This is a genomic window from Nocardia sp. CA-135398, assembly GCF_050955845.1.
GTDB lineage: Bacteria > Actinomycetota > Actinomycetes > Mycobacteriales > Mycobacteriaceae > Nocardia.
Genome location: NZ_CP192084.1, coordinates 7,152,692 through 7,173,476 on the forward strand (window position 1 = coordinate 7,152,692; position 20,785 = coordinate 7,173,476).

General features: G+C 64.7%; 20 protein-coding genes and 1 pseudogene. 11 read left to right on the forward strand and 10 right to left on the reverse strand.

Features of this window, described 5'->3' with window-relative positions; all coding sequences use genetic code 11:
* Positions 1-7: 7 nt before the first annotated feature.
* A complete protein-coding gene (locus ACQP1T_RS31880; RefSeq protein ID WP_433762441.1) occupies positions 8-1,168 on the forward strand; it encodes an alpha-hydroxy-acid oxidizing protein in 1,161 nt (386 codons plus the stop codon).
* Positions 1,169-1,509: 341 nt separating this feature from the next.
* A pseudogene (locus tag ACQP1T_RS31885) lies at positions 1,510-1,815 on the forward strand (glycosyl transferase); the annotation flags it as partial.
* 57 nt (positions 1,816-1,872) lie between these two features.
* On the opposite strand, the gene ACQP1T_RS31890 reads toward ACQP1T_RS31885, so the two are convergent.
* Complete coding sequence (locus tag ACQP1T_RS31890) at positions 1,873-2,475, reverse strand: hypothetical protein (protein WP_433756726.1); 603 nt, start codon at positions 2,473-2,475, stop codon at positions 1,873-1,875.
* Positions 2,476-3,016: 541 nt separating this feature from the next.
* Here ACQP1T_RS31890 and ACQP1T_RS31895 point away from each other — a divergent pair.
* A complete protein-coding gene (locus ACQP1T_RS31895) occupies positions 3,017-3,931 on the forward strand; it encodes an alpha/beta hydrolase (protein WP_433756727.1) in 915 nt (304 codons plus the stop codon).
* Positions 3,932-4,303: 372 nt separating this feature from the next.
* On the opposite strand, the gene ACQP1T_RS31900 is transcribed toward ACQP1T_RS31895, so the two are convergent.
* On the reverse strand, positions 4,304-4,771 hold the full coding sequence (locus ACQP1T_RS31900; protein WP_433756728.1) for a hypothetical protein: 468 nt from the start codon (positions 4,769-4,771) through the stop codon (positions 4,304-4,306).
* A 1,514-nt stretch (positions 4,772-6,285) separates the two neighbouring features.
* Entirely contained in the window at positions 6,286-7,506 is a 1,221-nt protein-coding gene (locus ACQP1T_RS31905) for a PucR family transcriptional regulator (RefSeq protein WP_433762442.1), read from the reverse strand.
* Between the two features lie 213 nt (positions 7,507-7,719).
* Here ACQP1T_RS31905 and ACQP1T_RS31910 point away from each other — a divergent pair, with 213 nt between their 5' ends.
* Positions 7,720-8,196, forward strand: coding sequence for a hypothetical protein (locus ACQP1T_RS31910; RefSeq protein WP_433756729.1), 477 nt, complete (start codon positions 7,720-7,722; stop codon positions 8,194-8,196).
* Positions 8,197-8,412: 216 nt separating this feature from the next.
* Here ACQP1T_RS31910 and ACQP1T_RS31915 read toward each other — a convergent pair whose 3' ends face one another.
* Positions 8,413-8,928: a nuclear transport factor 2 family protein gene (locus tag ACQP1T_RS31915; RefSeq protein ID WP_433756730.1), complete on the reverse strand. Its 516-nt coding sequence runs from the start codon at positions 8,926-8,928 to the stop codon at positions 8,413-8,415.
* 52 nt (positions 8,929-8,980) lie between these two features.
* Between ACQP1T_RS31915 and ACQP1T_RS31920 the strand changes: the two genes are divergently transcribed.
* Both ACQP1T_RS31920 and ACQP1T_RS31925 read left to right on the forward strand, forming a co-directional pair.
* Positions 8,981-9,628, forward strand: a complete 648-nt coding sequence (locus ACQP1T_RS31920; protein ID WP_433756732.1) for a winged helix-turn-helix transcriptional regulator — start codon at positions 8,981-8,983, stop codon at positions 9,626-9,628.
* Positions 9,625-10,356 (forward strand): hypothetical protein, encoded by a 732-nt coding sequence (locus ACQP1T_RS31925; RefSeq protein ID WP_433756733.1) that lies wholly within the window; start codon positions 9,625-9,627, stop codon positions 10,354-10,356. The genes ACQP1T_RS31920 and ACQP1T_RS31925 overlap by 4 nt, the downstream gene beginning before the upstream one ends.
* Before the next feature lie 511 nt (positions 10,357-10,867).
* On the opposite strand, the gene ACQP1T_RS31930 is transcribed toward ACQP1T_RS31925, so the two are convergent.
* Positions 10,868-12,358 carry an Hsp70 family protein gene (locus ACQP1T_RS31930; protein WP_433756734.1) on the reverse strand — a complete coding sequence of 497 codons (1,491 nt, stop codon included), beginning with the start codon at positions 12,356-12,358 and terminating at the stop codon, positions 10,868-10,870.
* Between the two features lie 315 nt (positions 12,359-12,673).
* On the opposite strand from ACQP1T_RS31930, the gene ACQP1T_RS31935 reads away from it, so the two are divergent.
* Complete coding sequence (locus tag ACQP1T_RS31935) at positions 12,674-13,135, forward strand: hypothetical protein (RefSeq protein ID WP_433756735.1); 462 nt, start codon at positions 12,674-12,676, stop codon at positions 13,133-13,135.
* Between the two features lie 227 nt (positions 13,136-13,362).
* The gene (locus ACQP1T_RS31940) at positions 13,363-13,725 is read left to right on the forward strand and encodes a hypothetical protein (RefSeq protein ID WP_433756736.1); all 363 of its coding nucleotides are present in this window, start codon (positions 13,363-13,365) and stop codon (positions 13,723-13,725) included.
* Positions 13,726-14,083: 358 nt separating this feature from the next.
* Here the strand turns inward: ACQP1T_RS31940 and folE are convergent, their stop codons facing one another.
* Positions 14,084-14,680, reverse strand: a complete 597-nt coding sequence (gene folE, locus ACQP1T_RS31945) for a GTP cyclohydrolase I FolE (protein ID WP_433756737.1) — start codon at positions 14,678-14,680, stop codon at positions 14,084-14,086.
* 3 nt (positions 14,681-14,683) lie between these two features.
* A complete protein-coding gene (locus ACQP1T_RS31950; protein WP_433756738.1) occupies positions 14,684-15,103 on the reverse strand; it encodes a hypothetical protein in 420 nt (139 codons plus the stop codon).
* 179 nt (positions 15,104-15,282) lie between these two features.
* On the opposite strand from ACQP1T_RS31950, the gene ACQP1T_RS31955 reads away from it, so the two are divergent.
* Together ACQP1T_RS31955 and ACQP1T_RS31960 are read left to right on the forward strand one after the other, a co-directional pair.
* The gene (locus ACQP1T_RS31955; RefSeq protein WP_433756739.1) at positions 15,283-15,975 is read left to right on the forward strand and encodes a helix-turn-helix transcriptional regulator; all 693 of its coding nucleotides are present in this window, start codon (positions 15,283-15,285) and stop codon (positions 15,973-15,975) included.
* A gap of 58 nt (positions 15,976-16,033) precedes the next feature.
* Positions 16,034-16,744 (forward strand): helix-turn-helix domain-containing protein, encoded by a 711-nt coding sequence (locus tag ACQP1T_RS31960; protein ID WP_433756740.1) that lies wholly within the window; start codon positions 16,034-16,036, stop codon positions 16,742-16,744.
* Here ACQP1T_RS31960 and ACQP1T_RS31965 read toward each other — a convergent pair.
* Positions 16,726-17,301 (reverse strand): dihydrofolate reductase family protein, encoded by a 576-nt coding sequence (locus ACQP1T_RS31965; protein WP_433756741.1) that lies wholly within the window; start codon positions 17,299-17,301, stop codon positions 16,726-16,728. The two genes, ACQP1T_RS31960 and ACQP1T_RS31965, sit on opposite strands and share 19 nt — an antisense overlap.
* 86 nt (positions 17,302-17,387) lie before the next feature.
* The gene (locus ACQP1T_RS31970) at positions 17,388-17,996 is read right to left on the reverse strand and encodes a hypothetical protein (protein ID WP_433756742.1); all 609 of its coding nucleotides are present in this window, start codon (positions 17,994-17,996) and stop codon (positions 17,388-17,390) included.
* Between the two features lie 678 nt (positions 17,997-18,674).
* Here ACQP1T_RS31970 and ACQP1T_RS31975 point away from each other — a divergent pair.
* On the forward strand, positions 18,675-19,286 hold the full coding sequence (locus ACQP1T_RS31975; protein WP_433756743.1) for a DUF3710 domain-containing protein: 612 nt from the start codon (positions 18,675-18,677) through the stop codon (positions 19,284-19,286).
* On the opposite strand, the gene ACQP1T_RS31980 is transcribed toward ACQP1T_RS31975, so the two are convergent.
* On the reverse strand, positions 19,261-20,520 hold the full coding sequence (locus ACQP1T_RS31980) for a cytochrome P450 (RefSeq protein ID WP_433756744.1): 1,260 nt from the start codon (positions 20,518-20,520) through the stop codon (positions 19,261-19,263). The genes ACQP1T_RS31975 and ACQP1T_RS31980 overlap by 26 nt on opposite strands.
* Positions 20,521-20,785: the final 265 nt, after the last annotated feature.

Genomic DNA, 20,785 nt, shown 5'->3' on the forward strand with positions numbered 1-20,785 from the left:
CAGGCGAATGGCATTCGGCGATTACCAGTTCGAGATCTACCTGGCGGGACTGTCGGGCATCGTGCCGTCATTCCCGATGTCCTATGCGGAGTGGGAGGCCAAGGCGGAATCGGCGATGCCGCCGTCAATCTGGTCCTACGTCAGCGGCGGCGCCGGCGATGAACGCACTCAGCGGGTCAATCGCACCGCCTTCGACGGCTGGGGCCTGATGCCGCGGATGTTCAACGCCCAGCGCGAACGAGATCTGTCGGTGGAGTTGTTCGGGCTGACGCTGCCCTCGCCGGTGTTCATGGCGCCGATCGGCGTCACCGGTATCTGCGCGCCGGACGGCCACGGCGATCTGGCCACGGCACGAGCCGCCGCGCGCACCGGTGTGCCGATGGTCATCTCGACGCTGACCGAGGATCCGCTGGAGGACATCGCCGCCGAATTCGGTGATACCCCAGGCTTTTTCCAGCTCTACACGCCGACCGACCGTGACTTGGCGGCCAGCCTCGTTGCTCGTGCAGAGGCCGCAGGTTACAAAGGCATCATCGTCACCCTGGACACCTGGGTACCCGGATGGCGGCCGCGTGACCTGTCGACGTCGAACTTTCCGCAACTGCGCGGCCGCTGTCTGGCGAATTACACCAGCGACCCGGTGTTCCGCGCGAGCCTACAACAAACGCCTGAGGAGAACCCGCAAGCCGCTGTGCTGCACTGGGTTTCGGTGTTCGGCAATCCGTTGACGTGGGACGATCTGCCGTGGTTGCGGTCGTTGACCGAGTTGCCGCTGATCCTCAAGGGCATCTGTCATCCCGACGACGCCCGCCGAGCCAGGGACGGTGGCGTCGACGGCATCTACTGCTCCAACCACGGCGGCCGCCAGGCCAACGGCGGAATACCGGCAATCGACTACCTACCCGGGGTCGTCGCGGCCGCAGAAGGGCTGCCGGTGCTGTTCGACTCCGGCATCCGCAGCGGCGCAGACATCGTCAAGGCGCTGGCGATGGGCGCCACCGCGGTCGGCGTGGGACGGCCCTACGCGTACGGCCTGGCGATCGGCGGCGAGGACGGCGTGGTGCACGTGCTGCGCTCGTTGCTGGCCGAGACCGACCTGATCATGGCCGTCGACGGCTATCCGACCCGCGAGGACCTGACGCCCGAGGCGCTGCGGCGCGTCACCTGACTTCGAACGTCCACTCCAACCGCTTTCCAACCTTGGTTCGGCAACATCGCCGGCATGACTTCACCTTAACCGGGTTATCCAGCCAACCAGGCGCCAGCACCGTCGCACGAGGTCGACGCAGCGAGCCGCCCATTGTCCGACAAGAGCAAGATGACCGCCGGGCTGATTCCAAGGTGCCGTCGACGATCAGTTCGCGGATGAACTCGGCGAGCGATTTACTCGTCGGCGGATCGGTTCGTGCTCGACCCTATGGCGACTCAGTCTGATTCCCAGCGATTTCCCAGCCGGGCACAAGGATTCGGCGCGGTCGGTCGCCGATGCTGTGCGGCATGACCGATTCAGTGATGGTGTCGACTGCACGGGACGCGGCCCAACGGCGTGTCCTGCGGCACGGTTCGTGGCGAAGTGCTCCACGAAGTGAGTACATGGGACTGGCGCTGCTATTGGTCGGCACCGCCGCCGCGTATCTCTGGAATCTGACCGCCAACGGCTGGGGCAACACCTTCTATGCCGCTGCGGTCCAGGCGGGTTCGAAGTCGTGGAAGGCGCTGTTCTTCGGTTCGTCCGACTGGCCGAACACGATCACCGTCGACAAGACTCCCGCGTCGCTGTGGCCGATGGAGTTGTCGGCACGGATCTTCGGGTTCGGCAAGCAACATGCTCGTCGGACCAGCAGGCGCACCGCCCGATCGAGCGGCACCGGGTCACCGCGCAGGATCTCCTGGATCACCTCCATCCGCGCTGCGGCCGAACTCGCCACCCACGCCTGATGGGCATTGCCATATGCCTGGGGCCATCTCGCTCGTGAGCCGATCGGCGATGCCGAACGACAGTGCGGTGATACGCCGCATTTCCGCAAACCGCTGCGGTGCGGGCACCAGTCGTTCGGCGGCGTCGAGGACGTACTCGACGACCATCGAATGGCCCACCTGAATGCTGCGCAGCATATGTTCGACGCCGACGCCTCGGCTCACAACCTCAGCGGGTCCCAGCAAGACGCCCGGGGCGGCCTCGACCGCGAAGTCCTTGACACCCGCGATCACTCCGATGGCTTCCAACGCCACCGCTTCGCAGCCGCCACGCACCATCTGCACGATGCCGTCCACATCGAGCTCGGGAACCTCGGCCAGGATACGTCCCGCCATCGCCTGACCGAGCTCGACGGCATACCCGGCAGCGCCGTTCCCTACCCGGGCGGCGAACTCCTCGACCTGCTCCGACGGCAGCACCGAGCGACGCAGCGCGGCCGGAGCCGCCGGGGCGAGCTCGCGCACCCACTCGGGTAGACCACTGGACGCCGAGGTCATCGGCACGCACGCTCCTTCCTGGACCGGCAGTCACCGAGCCGCCGACCGTCAATGACGATTTCGTCAATACTATTCGGCGCGCTCCCACCTCAGGTACGACTCAGCCTCGTGGCTCGACGCGTACAGATCGATGACCACGAGTTGGGCGCGATGCCGTGCACCGAGTTTCGTCATGGCGCACTGAATGTGAGATGGCCGGTTTGTTGATGCCGATCAGACCGAAGCCGACCTTGCCCGCATGCTCCGATCCAAGCCGACTGTCGATTTGAGTTCTCGTGCCGAGGAGGTGACATCGGCCAGCTGATTCAGGATCTGTTGTGCCTGTTCAGGTTTAGCGCGCAGCAGGTAGGCGGCAGTGATACCTATGCAGTCACAGTCTGTTCCCGAACGTCCGGGTGGCACCCGTTTGTTGACACCTTACATATTAATAGCAACACTGTAGCCGTTATTGTGTTCGGCGGCTCTCCCGTAGAAACGCGCTGCACGAACGGTGCCACAAGGCAGGAAGCACTGCCTCCAACCCCCGGCCAGAAGGTGTGCCATGAGCTTCCACCCAGACCTGAGAACCGCACGCTTTCTCCCAAGGTCGTTCCTCACAGGACCGGCAACCTTGCGGTTGACTCGGTGGGCGACCGCAGCGGCGATGCTGCGCGCGGGCGGCGAGGTTATCGCGATTCCGAACGAACCAGCAGTGTCTGTTCGTTTCTATCGGCCCCAGCTCGTATCCGCCCCGGCGCCAGCGTTGCTGTGGATCCACGGGGGCGGGTTCGTAACCGGGAATGCGGGGACCGACAACGACTTCTGCACCGAGGTCAGTAACGAACTGGGTGCCATAGTCGCGGCAGTCGAGTATCGGCGCGCACCCGAGCACCCTTTTCCTACTCCGCTAGATGATTGCTACAGTGCGTTGCGCTGGCTCGCCGAACAATCCGACGTCGACCGAGAACGCATCGCAATCGGCGGGGCGAGCGGCGGCGGCGGTCTAGCAGCCGCACTTGGTTTGCTTGCCCGAGACAAGGGTGAGATTCAGCCGGCATTCCAACTACTGGTCTATCCGATGCTCGACGATCGAACAGCACTGCGAACCGATATCGACGAACGCAGGTTCCGCCTATGGAATCAGCGCAGTAACCGATTCGGCTGGCAATCCTATCTAGGAGCGGTCTACGGGACCGACGAGGTACCGATGCTTGCCGCCGCGGCACGTTGCGAGGATCTGTCGGGCTTGCCCCCGACCTGGATCGGTGTCGGCGACCACGACCTTTTCCTCGACGAAAACGTCGCCTACGCCCAGCGCCTGCAGCAGACCGGCATCCAGTGCACCCTCGACGTCGTGCCGGGCGCGTACCACGGATTCGACGTCATCGCGCCGAAAACGCCCGTCTCTCGCTCCTTCATCGAGGCACAAATCAATGCCCTACGTGGGGCGCTCACGCGCACGACAACCCCCGAGTAGACCGTCCCGGCTTCGATTGACCTCGATCAACGATTTCGCCCACGCCGCAACATGTTTGCAACCGACGCCAGAACGAAACTCGAACCGCGACATGTCGCGACGACGACGCCCTACTCGGCTACTTGAACTCGCCGGTGATCCCGCCCCAGCCCCCGCTGCAGCAGCTCATCCACGGCCCGCTGCCCGAAAGCCGGACGGTGCGCCCTGCCGACGGTGATGTCGTCTACCGGCCCTCGACGGACACACCGTCATCGCCGCGGGTGGCGACTTCCGCATCCCGTACCGGCTGCGGCGGCAGGTGAGCCTGTTCGTCGACCGCACCTTGCTGATCGGACACCGCAGGTCGCGGCGTTCTTCGACGAACAAGTCTCGTCACGTTTGTTTCGTCGTTCCGACGCCATTGTCGCGGGTTTCGATAGCCTTGACGGTCTTGTCGAGGGCTTGGCGCAGGACGCGTTTGCCGACGCTCCCGACCACGACGCCGAGGACCCGTCCCTTGAGGTTTTTGCCCTCGCGGACGATGACGACATCCACGTCGGTCTTCCCGTCGGGACGGCGGTTGAAGGTGTAGGTGTGACCGGAGTGGCCGCCCCACACGTTCGAGTCGGTGGTTGTCATGACGACACGGTCCGGGTTCGACCAGTCGTAGTGCAGGCGTTCCCAGATGCCGTGTGAACCTTCCGTGACGTCGGCTTCACGGCGGCCCTGGTTGTGCACTTCGAGGTATTCGTCGGCGCTGTTGCCGAATACCTGCGAGCGGCCGGGTCCGAAGTCGGTGAGCGCGGCGACGAACTGCTCCGGTGTCGAGTTCGTCGTTTCCTTGAAGTGGATGGTGGACATTGCCTGTTCCTTCACGTTCGGATATTTGCTTCAAAGGTGACGGGCAGCGGTTCGGGGGCAGGCCGTGTAGCTCCCGTCGGCGTCGACGGCACCGGTTCACAACCAGGAATTGAGAGCGATTCGAGCGAGGCCTCATCGAGTGTGTGCGCATCCACGAGTGCGCTGGTACCGTCTCCCAGCAGCGTCGGCCCTAGACAGTACGGACCGTATGATCGCCCTCTACCTGCGTCCCCATTGATGAAGCATGAGCTGCGGACGTTTGTCGGCGCAAGAGCGCAATCGTGATCTTTTCTCCGGCTGTCGATTCGGAGATGTTATGGGCTCTCTTGCCGGGGCGGCCGAGGTCGCCTTGGGCGAGGCCTGAGTCCTGATGTGGATGCCGCGGCGCGGGATATTGACACGGTTACGCTTCAGGTTGAAGCTGGAGACTTGTGTGAGCAGCAGTCTCGTGCGGTGCGGTGCGTCGCTGTGCACACCGACGGACCATCGGCAGCGTGGAGGCGATGGTTTCGGGACGAGACACTTTTCAGCTCGGTTCACGCGATGCGGAGCCTTGAACGGAGGCTGAGCAATGGCCGATGCGTTGGTGGCCGTTGCCGCGACCGAGCTGCTTGCCGGCCTCGGCTATGCCGGAGCGTAGCCGCACGACGCCACCATTCCGTCCGGCTGGCGCTTGACGTTTCCGCGTGTTGCGGCAGATCGAGATCGCAATTCCCCCATCGTGTCTCGGACCACCCGGGGCGATGCCTAGGTCAACGGTCGGATCCTTCGCCGGTGCTGCCGGTCCAGATCGCCGCCACCGATGTCGGCAGCGGTGGCTGTCCCGCATGAATGGCGAACCTGCGGATGCCGGAGGCGCCCAGTAGGTTATCGGCCGGTCCGGTCCGAGGCGGGCCCTCCAGATTCGCTGTCTGATCGCTGTGTTGCGGCACGAACGCCGCAGGGTTTTCGGCGCTCGGGCGAGCGCGTTTCCGCGACGGAACTTGCTGTGGAGTTCCGCGGGTCGGTGTCGCTGCGAAGTGCTCGGAGGTGCTGCCTGCGGGCCAATCCTCGGAGGTGCTGCCTGCGGGCCAATCGGAGACCCCACACGCTCAGTGAACCGGCGAGACTCATGTAGATGGCGTAGGCGACTACAACCAGCAGCGAGCCGTAGTCGCGTGACCAACTCCCTACCAGCAGGAGCCCGGCGAACCCGGTGCCGATCAGCACGACGCCCAGAACCAGTGCGGGCGCTCCGAGTGCGAGGATATCGTCGGTTTCGTACCCGGTATTCGGCGAGGGAAGCTTTTCGGCGTTGTTCGTCGCCGGCTGGGCATAGGTGGCGGCCGGTGCGTCCGATCGCGGCGATGGTGATTCCTTCAGATTGAGCGCAATCAATTCTTTCTCCTGGATGGGGCCACCGCCTTGCTGTGCGTTCGCTCGAGATCGACGCCAGAAGAGTAGGTCGGCACGGAGATCGCGCCATCGTTGCGCGAGTACGAAGTCTTACCGCACGTTTGTCACTGGCAAGAGCGCTACGTCGGCTCCCGGCGCAATGCCGCGCCCCCGTACCACTGGCACACCAACAACGCCATCTCGACCTCGAGCCGATCGTCGTCTATCGGTCGGCCCCGCCGCGCAATCGCTCGGGCCACCCGATACTTCACGGAATTGAAGTGCAGATTCATTTCCGCGGCCGCAGCCTTGTAGCTCGATCCGGTGCGCAGGAACACCCGCAAGGTCTCCCGGAGCCGCTCGTCGTTGTCGCTGTCGGAGGCCAGATCGCCGAGCACCTCGCTGACCCAGTCCCGCGCTTCGGCCATGTCACCACCCAGCAGCGCCGCGGCCGACAACCCCGGATCGGTCGCGGAGAAGACCATCGGATCGTCCGCGCCGCGGGCGAGCGCGACCGCGCGCGCAGCCTGAGCGTGCCGGTGTGATCTGCGGAAGCCCTCGACTCCGGTGCCGGGTGTGCCGATCGCGAAGCAGGGAGCGTCGGTCCGGTCGCGTGCGAAACTGCGTACCGTGCCGACCGGGTCGGCGGGCAGCGATCGGTAGGGCAACCAGGCCCATGCGCTGACCTGATCGACGGCGGCGAACAGCGGGCCCGCCGACGTCTTCGCCGCTTCGGCCAACTCCCGCACGAACCGCTGCATCCGGCGCAGTTCGTCACCGTCGGTGCTCAGCTCCGGATACCACAGCACCAGCGCGAGGTGATGCCAGCGCAGCGGATAGCGGATCGCCTCGGTCGCCGCGTCGATGTCGATGACGCTCGTCTCGGTGAGCACTTCGCGAACCTGGAGTGCGCGGATGCTGTTCTGATTCTCCAACCCCTGTTCCCGCTCACCTTGGTAGGCGGCGACGACTTGCCGGGTGATCGAGTCGATGTAATTGAACAGCGTCGTAGTGATGGCCTGCAGGACGTCGACCCGCTGCTGCGCCGCGATGTCGGTGGCGCGCACTTCCGCGAACACCAGTTCGCTCATCCGTCGCTGCCCCACCCAATAGGCGCGAATCAACGCATTGAGCGAAACTCCATGCTGGGCCAGGCGTTTGGCGTACTCGGTCGCCGCCGTCGGCGCCTGGACACGCGCGACCGGAATATCGTGGCGTAGCACCTGCAACAGTGTCTCGACATTCGCTTCTACGCTCGACCCGAGCAGTTCCCGCGAATGCGTGTCCTCGCGCAGTTCGGCTATCTCTTCCTCGAGTTCGCGACAGATGGTCGCGCCGATTTCCGTCACCCGCTCGTTCATCCGGGCGGCGACGCCTCCGACGTAGTGGCCGAGCTCGACTTCGCTATCGCGACGAAAAATCGTCACACGATTATTGTAGGTACCGAGCTGCGACGGCACGGAATATCGCGGGCGTCAGCTGTCGTGAAGCGACACCAGGGCGAAGCGCAACATGCCGACTGCGCTGCGTGGCCCTCGCTGCTGGTTCGAGTTCGCAATCACGACGCTGTGCTCATGGTGACCGCGACGAATTGGACACGACCCCGACCTCCAATCCGGAGCGAACTGCCCGGCCACGAATGCATTGGGCGAGGCCTGAAGGACGGCACGCCCCGATACGAGGACAACTTCCTCGGAATCGATCACACCGTCCTCACCGCGGCCGCGCCCGTCACGCCAGGCCATCTGATCATCGACGTCTCGTTCACCAAGGAAAGCGAGGACAGTCCCAGAACCGCGCGTGGAACTACCCGAATGCTGATCAACGGCACCGAAACAGCACAGGCATCCATGCGAACACAACCCGGCAAATTCACCCTGTCCGGCGAAGGCCTCGCGATCGGACGCGATACCGCCGACCCCGTCAGCCGCGACTACCCCGCCGGACAACTCCTGCGCGGCATCAGGATCGATCACGTCACCATCAACCTCGCTGGTGACCGATACATCGACGAGGAAAAAGAAGCCCTCGGCATGATCGCCAGGGAATGACGGACCCCAGCACACGGCGCCGCGTTCGCGGCCGGGCCGACAGCAGTGTGATCAGTCCGTTAGCAGTTTGCTCCAACGTGCCCGTCCAGCTCCGCGAACGGCTCTCGAAGGGAAACAGCTCGTCGTCCACCCACCAAGACGGGTGTGCGCCCGGGCGGACTGCCGGGTCGTATCTGGACCTTCTCGGAGCGGGCTCGAAAGACGCATCGGTGTTGGCTAGAGGAATGCGGGCGCGAAGCGGTCCGCGGTGCGCACTACGAAGGCGAGCGGGCGAGCAACGGTAGCCACGAGCACGCCGGTCAGGCGGCCGCGACGCCTCGCTGACACCCGCGGCGGCAGTGCGGCGAACAGCGTCGCGAGGCCGGGGAGCGGACGGATGAAGACCTTGAATTCAACGATCTGCCCCTCCTCGTTGCAGCGCACCAGATTCATGGCTTCGAGTTCCACCCCGCGTACGCGGGCGCGGAACGAGAACGCTCCGGTATCGCCCACCGCTAGCGGTTCGATGGTGACGACGTTGTCGAGGACGGCGAAGATGTCACGGTGTAGTGCCGTGACCTCCTGTTTGCCCTCGAACCACAGTCGCGTGGTCATCGGGGAATGGAAGACGACGTCGGGCGCCAAGAGTTCAGCGACCGCATCGGCATCCCCGCTCTCCCCGGCAGCGCTCAGGGCCGCGAGTGTCTTGGCGGTCGGCGAGGCGACAGGGGCGGCGTGACCGGTAACCGACATGGGAACCCTCTCGTGCGAGAACATCTGATTTAGCTTGATAAAATCAAGGCTTATGGAAGAAGTCAAGCAGAAGGCACCTCGTTCCTATGGGCAGTACTGCGGGCTGGCGCGCTCACTCGACGTGGTGGGTGATCGATGGAGCCTGCTGATCGTCCGCGAACTCCTTCTCGGCCCGATGCGCTACGGCGAACTCGTGGCGGCGCTGGGTGGGATCGCCACTAATCTGCTCGCCGACCGCCTGCGGCACATGGAGTCCTCGGGAGTGATCGAGCGGAGGCCGGGCCCGACCAGCGGCGTTGTCTACGCTCTGACGCCCTGGGGCAGTCAGCTCCGCGAACCGGTGGAGGCGTTCATCCGCTGGAGTGCCCCGTTGATGGTCAGCGGCCCAGGCGGCGACGCCTTTCAGCCGCACTGGCTGGCCGTCGCCCTCCCGGCGCTGCTCCGCGGACGGACGGCCTCACCTCCGGCCGAGCTCGGCATCGACGTTCCCGGCCTGTTCATGACCCTGCGGATCGATACGTACGGCCCGGATGTGATCCTCCAGCCCGACCGCCGCCCCGACACCATTCTCGAAGCCACGCCCGAGGTGGTGCTGGGCCTCGCCGCCGGTGCGATCACCATCGACCAAGCTCTGCCCTTGGCCAGTGTCCACGGCGACCGGCGCGTCCTCACCACACTGCTGCCCGGGGCGCAGACATGATCGCGCTGCTCGAGGAGGTCCTCACCGCTCACGGCGGCCTCGAACAGTGGCGGGCCGTGACCGCCCTGACCGCCCGTGGGAGATTCGGTGGCCTGCTGCGCTCACGTTTTCCCGGCAACCGGATGGCCACCGTGACCGTGCGGGTGGAGTTCGCACAACAGCACGCCGTTTTTCGAGGCTTCCCACACCAGGATCAGCAAGCGGTATTCGATCGAGGCGACGTACGGATCGAGACGCGCGATGGCGAGCTGATCAGTGCCCGGTGTAACGCCCGCGCCGCCTTCACCGGGCTCAGCGGACTCCATCGCAACCTCCGCTGGGACGCTCTCGATGCCGCGTACTTCGCCGGATACGCATGGTGGAACTACCTCTCGACGCCCGCGCTCCTTACCCGCGAAGGAATCACCATCACCGAACGCGATACCTGGTCGGAAGCAGGCGAGCTATGGCGACGCCTCGAGGTCGGCTTCCCGCCGGAGATCCACACCCACTCTCGACGCCAGACCTTCTTCGTCGATTCTGCCGGTCTCATCCGCCGCCACGACTACCTCGCCAACCCGATCGGCAGATGGGCGCACGCCGCCCACTACTGCAGCGACCACCGGAACTTCGCTGGACTCGTCTTTCCCACACACCGACGGGTACACCCACGAGGACCCGGCGGCCGATCCCTCGCCCACCCTATCCTCGTCGCCCTCGACATCGACCACATCGAGATCGAGAAATGACCACAAACCGCAGATGACCAGCAGGACCAGCGGCTCCATGCTGTGAACTCGTCACTGGTGTGCGCCAGCGCGGTTGTGGCTTCGGCGTCGTCGAGCCGACCACCGAGAATTGTCCACAGCCAATCGGAAACATGTTGAACCACAACCGGTTCAGGAGCTTATTCGGACCGGGATCTCGGGCTCGCGCAATCTGGAACGGATGAGTTGCCGCGGAAATAGGCCGATCTCGAATCTGTGCATGGCGCTGGGGCCGACCCAGATAGCCCGACAGCTCTTGGGGTGCGAGAAGCGTGCAGACCGAAGAACACCGAGTCCTCGGCGATCGGCGCGGACCGGCGGGCAATGCCAATGGCAAGAGATCTGTGAGTCTTCACTCCGAACTCGGCCCGGAGGCGTCGTCATCGGTTGTTGCACAAACTCTCGCGGCTGCCGGGACTGCAGCGGCTTGCGAGCTTGTCGTGCCGAACACGCTGTGTATTTCAACTCTCCCTGATCGACAGGGGGCTTCGGATCACCGCCGACCCGAGGTCCCCTTTCGCCCCGAATCGCTCTGTCCCCCCGAATTGCTCGGTCGGCCCGAATTGCTCTGTCCCCCCGAATCGCTCGGTCGGCCCGACCCGTTCGATCGGCCCGAATCATTCGATCGGCCCGAATTCGATAGCGCACCGAAGGCGGTGTCGGACGGCGCGGTTGCATCGGGCCGAACCCCCGCGGAGGCGAAGTCTGTCGTCGAGACAGTGGGCGCCGATTCGGGCTTTGTAGGACCGGCAGGCGGTTCCGCGACCGGCAGCGGTGAGATGTCATGTGCCGCAGGGTCCGGCGCAGTCGCCTGCCATGTCGCGGGAACCGCGAGCCGCAGGGGCGCAATAGGGTTGTCGACGAGCATCGCGTTCGGCGGCAATGTTGGCGCCACTGCGACCGGGGTCGGATCGAGGTGGGGATCGAAACGCGGTGCCGTGGGCGCGTTCACCGCCGTCGCCTCCATCGCAGACCCATGGTCCAAGGTGCGCCCGAACGGCACCGCGGCAGGCATGAGCAGCCCGGTGGTGAGCACCGCGGCCGCCAAGGCAGCGACGCGTGGTTCGCGGCGGCCGCGAGGAACGATCGTCGGGCTGTCGTCGGTCGCGGCGGGGCGGGATGCGAGCAGTGCAGCACCCAGCGCGATGGTGTGCGCCGGGTCGGGGCCGAGGACAATCGGGAGTTCGAATTCGTCGGCCAGTACTCGTGCCACCGCTGCGGGCCGGGCCGCGCCACCGACCAACAGAATGCGGTCGATATCCGATGCCGCGACACCGGCGGCACGGACGCATTCGCGCACCAGGGGGACCGACTCACGCACCTGACGGGTGCGGAGCTCGGCGATATCATCGGCGGATACGCATTCCGCCCAACGTGATTCGGCGTCCGGTGTGATGTCGTGTCCGTATCGGGCCACCGCCACATCGAGTGCACGGCCACCGAAACCGTAGGAGCGCACCGGCGGTCCGGCCAGCCTGCCAGCACGAACGACTGCAAGATCCAGGCAACTGGCGCCGAGATCATAGACCAGGATAAGTTCGGATTCCGGTGCGCCACCGCAGGTTTCGAGCCACTGCGCCGCGGCAATCGGTTCAGGGACCAGTACGACGCCGGTGGCTTCGAGCTGATCCAACGCGGAACGGAGTTCGGCGACCTGGTCACCGGAATATATTGCCGGGTAAGCCAATACGCTGCGCACCGATGTTGCGGCCAGCTGATTCGCCACTGCCGCAACCAGGTCGGCGCAGCGCATGGCCCGCCCCGCTACGACGACGATCGGATCCTGCGTAATCGCCAGATCTGCGAAATCCGCCAGCACCGTGGCCTCGCGAGGAACCGCGCCGATGGATGCGGTGCCGTCACCGGAGAAAGTCACCGTGGTGCGTCGGGTGGTCACCACCGGATGTGCGGGGTCATCGGTCACCGCGGCTGATACCGCGTTTACCGAGCCGATGCTCAATCCCAGAGCCTGGGTCGTTCTCATCTCATCCTCACGCCCGATCCGCGCCTGCCCGCACGGACGATCCACCGTCTTTACCCGACCGAAGAGATAGATTAGCCTGTCCTAACAATTGCCGTGAATGTTTGTCTGGAGGCCCATATGTCTGACGGCGGGACCATTGAAGTACCTGGTCAGACGTCCACCACTTCGATCGTGGTGTTGCCGAGAACGCAGGCGGCCGCCACGATCTGGGGTGAGTGGCATCCGACCGTCGCGGCGCGGCGTCGGTGGCCCGAGAACAACCCGCAACGTGCTGTGGCACTTCATGATTCATGGTGGACGGTGGCTGCGGCGGGTTTGCTGGCCACCGTGACGCTTGGCGCCGCCCTGTGGATTGCTGACCACCTCGACGTCGATCGGCAGTTGCATACTGTCGGCCTGTTCATCCACTTGGCCGCCCTGGTACTCGGCTTTGGCGGTGTCCTTATCGCCGACTATCTGATGTTGGTCTGGCTGGCCGGCCGGACCACCCTCGCCGAAGCATTGGACGGCATCGCGCGTCTGCATGTGCCGATCTGGGTGGGCCTGGTCGGATTGGTCGCCAATCTCGAATCCGCCATGACGCGAACCAAGATGGCATTCGTTCTGATCCTGACGCTCAACGGGCTTCAGGCGCTGCTGTTGGGCAAGCGTCTGACGAACCATGTGTCGACGCCACTGACGACGCGTCTGCTGCTCTGGGGTGCGGCATCGGGTGCCATCTCACAGATCTGCTGGTGGGGCGCCGTCGGTATCGGCTTCTGGAACGCCGAACACTAACCGACTTCTGGCGTATCGGAGCGATTGCGCCGTGATGAAGCCGACGCTTCGGCTTCAACGACAGGGATCGAATTCGCTGGTGGCGGCGCGCTGACCGCTTTTGGCCAGTCTTGTTCTCGGTGACATGCCGTTGCTGACATCGTGGAAATGTGCGTTATCCGGCTGATTTCGGGCTTAGTGTGCCTACTAATCCGTAGCGTCGATCAGAGGAGAACAGCGTGACGACAGTGTCCCCGCAGTTGCCCGAGCTCACCGACGCGCAGTTGCTCGCGTATCGGGCGGTTCAGGCACTGTTGCTTGCCGAGAAGGAACTGAGCAGTTTGGAATTCGTCGAGCTTCACGACCGGGTGGCCGGCCGGTTGGCGGTCGAGGACACAGCGAAGCTGGCTCAGGCGCTGCATCGGGCGGTGTTCTATCTGCCGTTCTATGTTCGGGCGCTGAGTTCGGGCAGCGGCGATGGCAAGAATGTGCAGCCTGATGAGGCCGCGTTCGCCCTCAACGCGGCGGTGTCTCTGAGCAAGTGGACCGAGCGGTTGATGCGTGGTCTGGACAGCCGGTGCCCCGACGTCACGTCAACAGCAGAGGTGTAGTCGCGGACCCATTGTGGGACCATGTGTGCCCTCCGGATTCCGGTCGAGGCCAGTGCTGGGCATGGTCGCGGCGGAGGAAGGAGGGTTTGCCGAATCAGTGTCTGGCACATAAGGACTGGACAGAGCTTACGCGTGGGGCGTGTGGTTCTCTGTCCAGTCGCTGGGGCGATGTCACTACATGGGCATGTTCGGGAACACCATGTTCCACAGGTTCCGTGCCATGTCCACGAGCTGCATCAGCATCGGTGACATCATCACTTTCCTCACCTCCTGACCCATTGCTGGGCACTTTCTGCCTACCCGCGAACGCGGGCACTATGCCGGTTCGGTGGTGCTCGCGGCCATATTCGGGCGGGCATCAGGGTGCGATTCCGGTGAGGGAGAGGAATTCCTGGCGCGAGCGGGCGTCTTCACGCAGGGTGCCCAGCAGGGTCGAGGTGACAGTGGTGGTACCGGTGGCTTGGACGCCGCGCAGGGTCATGCAGGTGTGTTCGGCCTCGATGACGACGCCGACACCTTGCGGTTGCAGGTGTTGGGCGAGCCAGTCGGCGACCTGCTTGGTGAGTCGTTCCTGGACTTGGGGGCGGCGGGAGAAGTGTTCGACGACGCGGGCAAGTTTGGATAGTCCGAGAATCCGGTCGCCGGGCAGATAGCCGACGTGGGCGACGCCGACGAACGGCAAGAGGTGGTGTTCGCAGACCGAGCGCAGCGGGATGCGGCGGGCGAGGACGAGTTCGTCGTAGCCCTCGTCGTTCGGGAACGTCGTCAGGTCGAACGGGCGTGGGGTGAACAGTTCGGCATAGGCGCGGGCCATCCGCCCGGGGGTGGCGTGCAGGTGTTCGTCGTCGAGTCCGACACCGAGCGCGGTAAGGAACTCACCGGCGGCGCGTTCGGCGGCGGCCAGGTCGATGGTGTTCACCGGTTCGTGGACAACGCGTAGAGCAGGGCGTGACACGGGCTAGCTACCCCCGACGCCGAGAGCGGTCAGCAGCACCAACACGACGGTGGCGACGGCGAACACACCGTGCCCGCCGACGACCGCGACCGGGAAGTGCCGTTCCGCCGGGGGCTCCTGCGCTGCGCTGGCGCGGTCGCGGTAGACCGGGAGCCATCGTGCCAGCATGGTGAATCCGAGCAGCGCGACCGGTACGAGAAGCGCGAACGCGATCCAGGCCAGCGCGTCGGAGTCGGCGACCAGATACACGACCCAGACGATGAGCCCGGCGACGGCGAGCAGGAAGTGACCGAACACCACCGGTGGTGGCAAGTGGGTCGTAGTCGATTGCCGGGCCCCGCCTTTGGCGACCCATGTGCCAAGCAGGACGAACCCACCGGCGGCGGTCAACAACCAGGTGATCAATGCTGCGATGCCCATCATGTGCTCCTTGGCAGACGGATCGAAGAAGTCCAGTGCCGGAATCCGGCGGCGAAGGCCCTCCGCATCGAGTCGAATAATGCCAAAAATTATTGGCGTAATTGCCGTGAAGGTCAACCCTGTGCATGTCGCGGACGAACATGGATGTTTTCACCTGCTCTGATAGCCGTTATTGTGGTCGAATGACCAATGCAGCGGCGATCGGTGCCGTCGCGGTTCTCGATGACGAGTCGCGGCGCGGGATGTACTGGTTCATCCGGGCGGCCCGTCGGCCCGTCACCCGGGACGAAGCTGCCGCGGAGGTCGGGATCTCCCGCAAGCTGGCCGCGTTCCATCTGGACAAACTCGTCGACGCTGGACTACTGCGCGCTCGGTACGAGGCACTCAGCGGCGTACGTCGGGTCGGGCGCACCCCGAAGGTCTACGAGCCCACCGACGCCGATATCCGGGTGAGCATTCCCGAGCGCCGCTACGAGGTGCTGGCCGAAATTCTGATGGGCGCCGTGCTTAGCGAGCGCGACGACGAAACAGCGCGCGAGGCGGCGATTCGGGTCGCGCAGCGGCGCGGCGAGGAACTCGGCACAGCCGAGCGGGAACGAATCAGGCCCGGCCGACTGGGGGTCGAGCGAGCTCTTACCCTGATGCAGGGCATGCTCACCGGGCACGGATTCGAACCCAGCCGCGAAGCCGCGACCTGTGTGCGGCTGCGCAACTGCCCGTTCCACCCGCTGGCAACCACCGCCCCCGACTTGGTGTGTGGTCTCAACCATGCTTTCTGCTCGGGCATGCTCACCGGTCTCGGCGCCGACAGTGTGCACGCGGTACTCGCGCCACGGGACGGCGAATGCTGCGTCGAGGTGCGCGCGAGAAGCTGAACAGGCAAGTTCGAAATGATGCAGATGACGAACCTTGGTTCGGCCTAGGATCCGGCTGGTGGGACTACTTTTCGAGACGCGCACGTCGGATTCGCCGTGGATCGAGTCCGTGTGGACATGCCGCAGCGAGCAGGTCTCGGTGATGACCTCGGTCGCGACCGAGACCTGGGGGCTGGTGTTCTGGGAGCAGGAGGGGCGCCCTCATGCGGGGATCACAGGTCCGGAGAGCCGCACCGGTACCGCCCCCGTACCCGAAGGCGCGGGCTTCGTCGGCATCCAGTTCGCGGTCGGGACGTCCCTGCGTGCGACGGCGACGCCGTCGCTGGTCGATAGTGGGATCGTGCTGCCCGATGTGACCGGGCGCACCTTCTGGCTCGATGGTGCCCACCGGCAGACACCACGGCCGGACGACGCCGAGGCGCTCGTCGACCGGCTCGTCCGCGAGGGAGTCGTGGTCCGCGACCCCATGGTCGCGGCGACACTACAGGGTTCGCCGCCAGCAGTGGCCGAGCGGACGCTCGAGCGCCGTTTCCGAGCGGCGACGGGGCTTACCCAGGGTGCCGTCCGGCAGATCGGACGTGCCCGCACCGCCGCACTCCTGCTGACCTCGGGTGAGACTCCGGGAGACGTCGTCGACAAGCTCGGGTACTACGACGAACCCCATCTCGCCCGCGCGCTGCGCCGGTACGTCGGGCGGACGGCCCAGCAACTGCGCACCCAGACCGGCGGCGCGATCGCGCTCGATCCCGCTCAGTGCACGACCTCGTAGACGAGCTTGGCCACCCCATTGGAATAGGTCGCCGACTCCCGCAGCCGCAACGTCTGCTCGTCGCGGTCCGACCGGCCGAACAGGCTCTTACCCGCCCCCAGCAGAACCGGGAACACAAGCAGGTTGTACCGGTCGATCAGGTCGGCGTCCGACAGACGCCGGGCCAGCTCGGCACTGCCGTGAATGTAGATCGCGCCGCCGTCGGTCTGCTTCAGCTTCGCGACGTCGTCCTCCGATCGCAGGATCGTGATCGGACCCCACCCATCGATCAACGCGTCATCGGTCAGGCTGGATGAGACGACGAACTTGGGCAGGTCCTTGTATGCGGCGTGATCATCCGAATCGCGCCAGATCGGGGCAAACGCCTCGTAACTGCGGCGGCCGAACATCAACGCAGTCGTATCGGCGAGTTCCTCCCCCTTCAGCGAGAACGCCTCGGGCACGAACTCGGTTCGCATCACCCAGCCACCGCTGCGATGCCCCTCGGCCTTGCCGCCCGGCGAGTCCAGTACGCCGTCCAGCGACATGAAGCCCGTGTAGACGAGTTCGCGTGTCATCAGATTCCTCCCACGTATGAGCATCGGATTGCCTGCGGTCAGCCTAGGAACAACCGCGCCCGCTGTCTTGGACGAAACCGACACCATCAGCTTTTGCGTGTCGCATCCACTACACACCCATCCACGGCTCGCACCCGCTCGTCTGCGGCCGAAATATTCAGCGGTGACGACGAGGCTTTCGGGAATTGCGAGTTGCTCCGTGCGCCACCAGTGGAGGCAAAGACAGCGCTGTCGCGCAGGATCCACACGTCCGAACGCTCTTGCATCTGTCCAGATGCGTCGAGGATCGTCGCGCCGAAGAATGTCAGACGACCGTCGACGATCACCGTGGCATTGGTGAGCCGGTAGCCATCCATGGTGAGGCCCGCTTGCACGTGCGCGACGACATCTTCCGAGGCTGGCGCACATCGCGGATCCGACAGCGACGCCGGCGCAGCGGCCGGTGTCGTTGGCGGCGCGGTGCGCGCTGAGCTGGGCGTTGTACTCGCCGCAGCCGATTCCGACTCTCCCCCACCCAAGCCGAAGGCCTTTGAGATGAGCACGACGAGGACTATCAGTGCGAAAACACCGACAACGCTGGTGATCAGGGCACGTACCGCGGCATTAGCTTGCGCGCGTATGCCACGGCGTTCGTCTGGTTCGATGGGCATGGGAATCCCCTTGTGCGAGTGATGGATTGACCGCGCCGCGAGCACCTGTCGACCCTGCGCACGAGGCGGGGACTCAGCCTGTTCACGGCACGCCAACGTTAGCGCCATAGGAACCCAATAGGGCACTGATCTCGGCTCATGAGATCATTCCATAGCGCGACCAGCGATGAAGCGCTACAACAAGTTTGGCCGTCGTTCGGCGGAGACCGGAGTCGACCTGGGCGAGTTTGTCGATGACGCCGCTGTAGCTGAGCTGCGGGCCACCGACTTCGCCGGACAGCCTTCGCGTTCAGTCTCATTTCGGCTCCGACCGGAACCACGGAATGCGTTACCGCACAGTCGAATACCCCAAACTGGCGACGAACCTAGTCGCTGAATTCACCCTGCACCCGAGTTGGGCTGCCCGGTTCGAAGGACGCATCCCAGACGTTTCCGTCGGTCGAGATGGCGAGCACGCGCGTCGTGGCTCCCTCACCGCCAATGGTGAAGGCGCGCAACGCAAATCCGTCCGGGTCAGCTTGGTCCGCATCAGTGGGACAGGGATCGGCGACGACCGGACGATCGGCGTCCCCACGGCGCACCTGCGGTATCGAGCACATCGAGCTGATCGGCCTTCAGCACGCAATCCAATGCTGGAGCCGATCCGCGGTCCGGTCGCCGAAACGCGGATGCCCCTGACGCTCGTGGCTGTCCCGGCGACGACCACCTCGATATCCTGCTGCCATGACAGGACCCGGCAAGCCGGTATCTTCGCCCGGTGGGCGTCCTCCGGGACCTTTCGATGAAAAGGACGCACCGGACGACCGGCTACGTCGGTTGGACCTTGGTTCGGTGCGGGTACCGATACCCGACGGAAGCAAGTTACTCCTCGACATGGCTGACTACGATCAGATCGTGCGGGCGGTGCATTGGCGGACGCCGCTCGGCAAGTTCACCGTAGGCGCTTTCGCCGCACCGTCTTCCGGCGGCCTGTGGAACGAGGTCCGTCCCGAACTGATCCAGAACCTGCGCAGTGATGGTTACAGGGCTTCCAGCGAGTCCGGTCCCTGGGGTGAGGAAGTGTCAGCGGTAATGGGCGATCTCGTCCTTCGCTTCGTTGCCGCCGACGGGCCGGGCTGGATGGCGCGCGCAACCGTGGCCGGCCCGCCGGATTCGGCGGAGCAGAGTGCGTCTGCCCTGCGAAATGTGTTGCGAGGCACCGTGGTCGTCCGAGGCACCGACGATCTGCCGTTACGCACCCCGCTGCCGCTCGTGCTCCCGCTCGAGATCTTCGCACGGCTCTCTGAATCACCGGTGGACGAAGAACGGTTTAGGCCGGTCGACGGAGTCTTCTGAGGTGATCCAACCTATAAACGTTCAATGGTCGGGACTTGGGGAAGACGACCGGCAGCGCAGCCAGCGCTCGGTGGAAAGGCCCCGGCCGCCAGGTCAATTCCTCGGCCGGGACAGCCAGGCGCATCTCGGGCAACGCATCGAGCAACTGATCGATGGCGTCTTCGGCAATCAATGACGCCAACCGGGTCGCAGGGCACGCGTGCGGCCCGATGCTCCACGCCAGATGCGAACGATTTCCGAGGAATGAGCCGGCGATCGCCGGGTCGTTATTGCAGGCGGACAAGCCGATGAGAACCGGTTGGTGCGCAGGCAGCCAGGTGCCGTCGATCAGGATCGGCTGGCGCGGGTAGGTGGTTGCGAAGTTTGCTACAGGTGGGTCGGTGAACAAGACTTCATCGAGTGCGTCGCGTGTCGACTGGCTGCCACCGAGCACATCGCCCGCGAACCGGTCGTCGGTAAGAATCAGCAGCAGCGTATTGACGATCAGATTCTGCTGCGGTTCCAATGCCGCACCGTAGAGGCTGATGATGTTCGCCAGGGTCTCTTCTTCATTGAGATCGGCGGGGTGTTGCACCATTCGTGTGACGATGTCGTCGCCGGGCTCAGCGCGTTTGCGCGCAATCAACTCCAGTAGTGCTTCACTGAGCATCGCCATACCCAGACCGGCGTTGTCGTCGACGGAGTTGAACAGGTGCGCCATGCCGGCCGCGACCCGGAGACCCAATTCCGGTGGGCAGCCCAACATGTCGTTCAGGCCCGCGAAGACCAGCGGGAACGCGTACTGGCTGAGCAAATCGGCCTCGCCTACCTCGCAGAAGGCATTGATCAGCGGGATGGCCATCCGCTCCACAGCGGCGTGCCGACCGTACAAATTCACTCCATCGATCGCCGCGACGTTCACTTGGCGATACCTCGCATGCGCTGCGCCCGCGTTGCGCAATGGCCCCGGATACCACATCATCAACGGCTTGACCGGGCAGCTGTCGGGAATCTTCTCCTGCCAGACCCGGGGATCGGCCGGGAAGTGTTCTGGATCGTTGAGGATCCGGACCGCCTCGTGATATCCGATCACCAAGGTGGCGGGCACCCCCGGCGCCAATTCCACCGGCACAAAGGAACCGAAACGTCGGCGCATCTCGCGATAGGTGCCATGCGGATCCGCAGCGTACTCGGGTGTGTACAACGCAATGGGTGAGCCGTCGACGGCGACCGACGGGCCCGTGGGAGTGGTCAAATTCGTGACTCCTGACGCGCGTGAAACAGGAACTCGAAACATTGTGCGCCGCTTCGACATCCCTTGGCGGCCTAGCGCAAACGTCATCCTGCCACTACTCGGCTCAGGCAACCCTCGCCCATCCCGCCCACATCCCAACCGTCCCCGCGTCCGATCCGCCCCGACCCGACCGGCGATAAGACACCCGCCTGTCGAACCTCGTCCGACGGCTCGTTCTAGCGCTTGCCTCGCTCGGTATAGATCACTAGCTTAATAGTCGCATTAT

Excerpts from the sequence above, each read along its gene's own strand:
- ACQP1T_RS31955 (WP_433756739.1), top strand. The coding sequence starts at position 15,283 with ATGACCAATGCAGCGGCGATCGGTGCCGTCGCGGTTCTCGATGACGAG.
- ACQP1T_RS31925 (WP_433756733.1), top strand. The coding sequence starts at position 9,625 with ATGATCGCGCTGCTCGAGGAGGTCCTCACCGCTCACGGCGGCCTCGAA.
- ACQP1T_RS31905 (WP_433762442.1), bottom strand. The coding sequence starts at position 7,506 with ATGAACGAGCGGGTGACGGAAATCGGCGCGACCATCTGTCGCGAACTC.
- ACQP1T_RS31880 (WP_433762441.1), top strand. The coding sequence starts at position 8 with ATGGCATTCGGCGATTACCAGTTCGAGATCTACCTGGCGGGACTGTCG.
- ACQP1T_RS31910 (WP_433756729.1), top strand. The coding sequence starts at position 7,720 with ATGGTGACCGCGACGAATTGGACACGACCCCGACCTCCAATCCGGAGC.
- ACQP1T_RS31975 (WP_433756743.1), top strand. The coding sequence starts at position 18,675 with ATGACAGGACCCGGCAAGCCGGTATCTTCGCCCGGTGGGCGTCCTCCG.
- ACQP1T_RS31930 (WP_433756734.1), bottom strand. The coding sequence starts at position 12,358 with ATGAGAACGACCCAGGCTCTGGGATTGAGCATCGGCTCGGTAAACGCG.
- ACQP1T_RS31895 (WP_433756727.1), top strand. The coding sequence starts at position 3,017 with ATGAGCTTCCACCCAGACCTGAGAACCGCACGCTTTCTCCCAAGGTCG.
- ACQP1T_RS31890 (WP_433756726.1), bottom strand. The coding sequence starts at position 2,475 with ATGACCTCGGCGTCCAGTGGTCTACCCGAGTGGGTGCGCGAGCTCGCC.
- ACQP1T_RS31965 (WP_433756741.1), bottom strand. The coding sequence starts at position 17,301 with ATGACACGCGAACTCGTCTACACGGGCTTCATGTCGCTGGACGGCGTA.
- ACQP1T_RS31920 (WP_433756732.1), top strand. The coding sequence starts at position 8,981 with ATGGAAGAAGTCAAGCAGAAGGCACCTCGTTCCTATGGGCAGTACTGC.
- ACQP1T_RS31915 (WP_433756730.1), bottom strand. The coding sequence starts at position 8,928 with ATGTCGGTTACCGGTCACGCCGCCCCTGTCGCCTCGCCGACCGCCAAG.
- ACQP1T_RS31900 (WP_433756728.1), bottom strand. The coding sequence starts at position 4,771 with ATGTCCACCATCCACTTCAAGGAAACGACGAACTCGACACCGGAGCAG.
- ACQP1T_RS31950 (WP_433756738.1), bottom strand. The coding sequence starts at position 15,103 with ATGATGGGCATCGCAGCATTGATCACCTGGTTGTTGACCGCCGCCGGT.